The sequence below is a fragment of the Tatumella sp. JGM91 genome (assembly GCF_018257575.1).
Taxonomy (GTDB): Bacteria; Pseudomonadota; Gammaproteobacteria; order Enterobacterales; family Enterobacteriaceae; genus Tatumella; species Tatumella punctata.
In genome coordinates, this window is record NZ_JAERJP010000043.1 from 1 (window position 1) to 4140 (window position 4140).

The 4140-nt window shown below is 59.1% G+C and carries 4 protein-coding genes; all 4 read right to left on the bottom strand.

Going from position 1 to position 4140, the window contains the following annotated elements:
- The coding region (gene tssD, locus JK198_RS16620) for a type VI secretion system tube protein TssD (protein ID WP_212711059.1) at positions 1-236 on the bottom strand (236 nt) is incomplete at its 3' end.
- 146 nt (positions 237-382) lie between these two features.
- The gene (locus tag JK198_RS16625) at positions 383-2092 is read right to left on the bottom strand and encodes an OmpA family protein (RefSeq protein ID WP_212715370.1); all 1710 of its coding nucleotides are present in this window, start codon (positions 2090-2092) and stop codon (positions 383-385) included.
- Positions 2093-2095: 3 nt separating this feature from the next.
- A complete protein-coding gene (gene tssL / locus JK198_RS16630) occupies positions 2096-2749 on the bottom strand; it encodes a type VI secretion system protein TssL, short form (protein ID WP_212711050.1) in 654 nt (217 codons plus the stop codon).
- On the bottom strand, positions 2746-4083 hold the full coding sequence (tssK, locus tag JK198_RS16635) for a type VI secretion system baseplate subunit TssK (RefSeq protein ID WP_212711051.1): 1338 nt from the start codon (positions 4081-4083) through the stop codon (positions 2746-2748). The genes tssL and tssK overlap by 4 nt, the downstream gene beginning before the upstream one ends.
- Positions 4084-4140 lie beyond the last annotated feature (57 nt).

Consider the following 4140-nt stretch of genomic DNA (forward strand, 5'->3'; position numbering starts at 1 on the left):
CCGGTCGTTACCGCCTTGTAGAAGTACGGGCTGGACGAGTCGGTTTGCTTGGTGAACTGGAACGGGGTATGGATACGGGTACCGGTCAGCTTGCCGGTGTTGTTGTCGGTCGGGATATACAGGTTATGCTGCTGCGCCACCACTTCAATACTGCCGTCACGATCCTGAACGTCCACAGACCCTTTGATGTCCGCGCCGCCATCGTCTTTCAGCCAGAGGTAAACAGGGATTGCCATGATAATTTCTCCATTTATACACATCATCCTTCAGGCTGCCTCTTTGCCGGCGACCGTCATTCGCCCCGTTCACAGAGCTGTCTCTGCTGCCGGGGACTCATTCCGTTGCCGCCGCGATCCGGCCCGAATGACTTTGTGTATTCTTTTTATAAAGCGCCATTATTCTGCGATGGCGCCGGGGGTGGGCCCGGTCGCTGGCAGGCATTCGCCTGCGGTACCAGACTGATTTCGACACGGCGGTTAAGCGCCCGGCCCTGCGGGGTGTCATTGGTTGCGATCGGACGGCTTGCACCATAGCCCTGCACCGCAAAACAGCTTTCAGGTACATCCCCGGTGTCACGCATCCAGTCACGCACCGCTTCAGCACGCTTCAGGGACAGCGTCTGGTTCAGTGCCGGCTTACCGGTGTTATCCGTATGGCCCGCCACCACAATCAGCCAGCCGGGTTTGCCCCTGATGCCGACCAGCGAGTTAACCAGCAGTTTGGTGGAGCCGAGCCTGAGATCGAAGCTGCCGGAATCGAACAGCGACATGCTGTCGAGGCGCAGATTTTTCGGCCCCTGAATGATTGTCTTAATAACCGGGGGAGGCGGCGGCGGCGGTGCCCAGTCGCTGATGGCGGCCTCAATGGCTGGCACCAGGTGCAGCCCCTGATACAGCCCCAGACGATAACGCAGTGGCTCTCCGCGACGCTGCCAGTCGTCCAGTAATGCGCTATCACTCCTGAGGCGCTGCTGCGCACGCAGTTTCGGTGCAACAGGCTTGCCCGTCAGTTGCTGATATAACGCAAGGTGATCGCCAATATTACGAATCAGGCGCTGGTTATTCACCCAGGATGCCAGCATGGCCAGTGCGAGGAAAATCCCGCCCAGTAATCCGGCATAGCGCCAGAACAGCATTCTGTGGCTGATACCACGTCGGCGCGGTAACGCCGGCAGTTGCAGTTCAGGCAGCGGTAATGGCTCGCTGGTCACAACAACCTCCGGTGGCAGCGCCGTTACGGAAGTGATGTGTTGTTGCCAGAGATTACCCGCGATACCGCTCACCGGTACCATGCATATGCCCTGCACGCAGAGCTTGATCACAGGTAACTCACCCCGTCGTACCGACAACAGGTCATTCACCACACTGTTCTGCCAGTCAAGCAGACTCTCCAGCCACAGCCCCTGGCTCAGACGCGAAAGCCGCTCCTCCGGGACTGTTTCGCGGGTCCACTCCGTCAGCGACAGATTGCCCGGGCCGGGCGGATACGCCTGAATACCACTCCGCGAGCTTAGTGTGGTAAACCAGACCGGCTCCGCACCGGTACAGACAGCAGGAGGTGACACCCAGACCACGGTCCACAACGGAGGGATCATGCCAAATGCCTCCCGGCACTGGACGACAGCCCGCTGCCAGCCCCGCAGAGACTGGGTAAAATCATCACCGGACCTGTGCTGTTCAGGTACCACCGCCAGCATAACGGAGATTTGCGATACCAGAGCGGGGCGCACCAGGCTCAGGTGCAGGGCAAAGAGTGGCAGCTGTTCCGCATCTTTCACCCACAGATACCATCCCTGCCGGGTTTCCCGGTGGCGTGAACCAGACACAAACAGCAGGGTGTTGTCACCACAGACGAGGATCACCGCCCCCTGGAAATCTTCCGGTGGCAGGTTTTCATCCATAATCTCCGGGACAGCGGTCACCCGTGCCTGAGAAGCCCTGCGCTGACGCCAGAACATCCCTCCGGACACCAGAACGACCAGCAGACTGAGTGCCACACGGCTGCCTGTGGACAGTGGCCAGAATCCGAGGAGAAGCCACAGTGCCAGTACGGCACCCAGAGCAGTTAACAAACTTTGGTACGTATCCCGCATCGCTTACCCCGGCCTGAGGGTCTGGCTTACCAGATCAGTAAGTGAAGACGAAAGGAAGAACCAGAGCGCAACCAGGGCGACAGCGGCCACACCCCAGGTCAGCCAGTACCAAGGGCGGCCACCGTACAAGCGTGATCCCCGGACAATCATCGGGGTGTCCTGTGCCAGCGTGAAAGCCGGTACCCGCTCCGCGAGTGTGCGAACAATAGTTTCCCGGCGCTCATCATGCCGGGCGCGATACTGACCGACAAATCCCAGTTGCAGGGTCCGGTACATGCAGGTCAGTACCGCTGTATCCGGCGCAGTTTCTTTCAGCAGGTTACGGATCCTTGCCCACAGTTCCTCACCGGCATTCAGGGTGCCAAAGAAGTGTGCCTGCAGCGGGTCACGACGCCAGGTCAGATAACCATCATCGGTAGTTCCCCGGTTCATCACACTCTCATCAAGCAGTGCACACAGGGCATACAGCATATGGTCACGGCTGATGTCGCTGTTACCTGCCTCTGTGAGTGCAGCTTTCGCTTCCTGTACCAGGCCGCAGGCCCGGCGATAAAGCCCCTCCCCGTCCCGGATTTCCTGACCGCCCCGCAGCTGACTGGCCATCAGCCAGCCCGGGTAGAAAATACGTTCTGTCTGGCTGAGTTCGGATTTATTCATGAGCGCAGCACCGCAAACAATTCAAGATTCACATCCCCCAGTGAACGCGGGGTATAGAAAGTACAACTGCCCATCTCAAGCATCGCACGCCCCGCCTCCGTAGTCAGATCCAGCGAGAAGTACTGGTTCTCAAGGCGTAACGGGATAGCCGCCGGAACATGGGCCAAAGGCTTGATAGCCATCCCGCTCAGAGCCACATTCACCACATCAGACACATCATCAAAGCTGCCTGCTTTACACAACTGCGGGAATTTCTCCTGAAGTTCATGATTCGGCATGGAGGAGCGTACGGAGAGGTAGAAGTCTGCCCCTTCGCGCAGGCGTGCATCATGCAGGACGCCTTTCCACATTTGTTCCTGATGGGCAAGCTGAATACTGACCACACGCGACGGCAGGCTCGCTTCCAGCAGCTTATCGAGCAGGGCCAGCAACGGCGGGAATACCCGCTCCGGTGCATCGTGCTGATAAGCAGGAATATCGCCGATATCGTGCTGCAGTGAAAAGGTCAGCAGGCTGCCGGCCAGACGGGTCAGTTCGCGGTACAGCAGTTCCGGGTGACGTTCCGGCGTCTGAAGCAGTTCAGTCAGCACCGGTCCGGCGCTGTTCAGGGCATTGAGCAGCCAGAACAGAGATACATCCGCGACCGCAAAGTCGGCCATCCGCGCATTGCTTTCACGACGCATGACCATCAGTCGACGGCGGCGGGCCTGCAGACGGACCAGCAGGCCATCCAGTTCAGTCGTCAGCCAAGGGCTGGCAGCAACAGAAAGCATCGGCGGAATAAAAGCCGGATCGCGGCTCCACTGTCCTTGCGCATTAGGTACCAGCCGGGCCACCGGACAGATCAGATATGCCGCGTTTTGCTGGCTGGACAGGCGCAGAGTCAGCGCATGACGCAGAATCCCGAGTTCCCCGCTTTCATGCCCGGCCAGCTCCTGTACCACCACACGCTCAGCTTTCCAGCGACGCGGGCGCTCACTGTCCTGACCATTATCCAGGTTGCCGCCACTGGCGCTGAGTAACGGCAGCGCGACAACCACCTCAACAGCTTCACTGCCAGCGGCAACAGACACATCACAGACCGGAGGAAGCCTGTCTGCCAGGTCGGTATCAACAAGGGTTCCGTCCTGAAAGCGCACCACCAGACGGGTGGCATTCAGGCGTGAGAGCGCAAGTGCCGCATCATCAAATTCAGCCGCCACCACGCCCCAGGGATGAGAAATCCCCATTCTGGCGACCATGTCGGCAACGTGTTCACTCCAGCGATCCTGCTGCTGGAACTGTTGCGGAGCCAGAGCGGCTCCGTCTTCCCAAAGCGGACGGTAAATTTTCATCCCTGATTTCACCTCGTGTTACGATTTTGCTTTCGGCATCCGCGAAACCAGTGACAG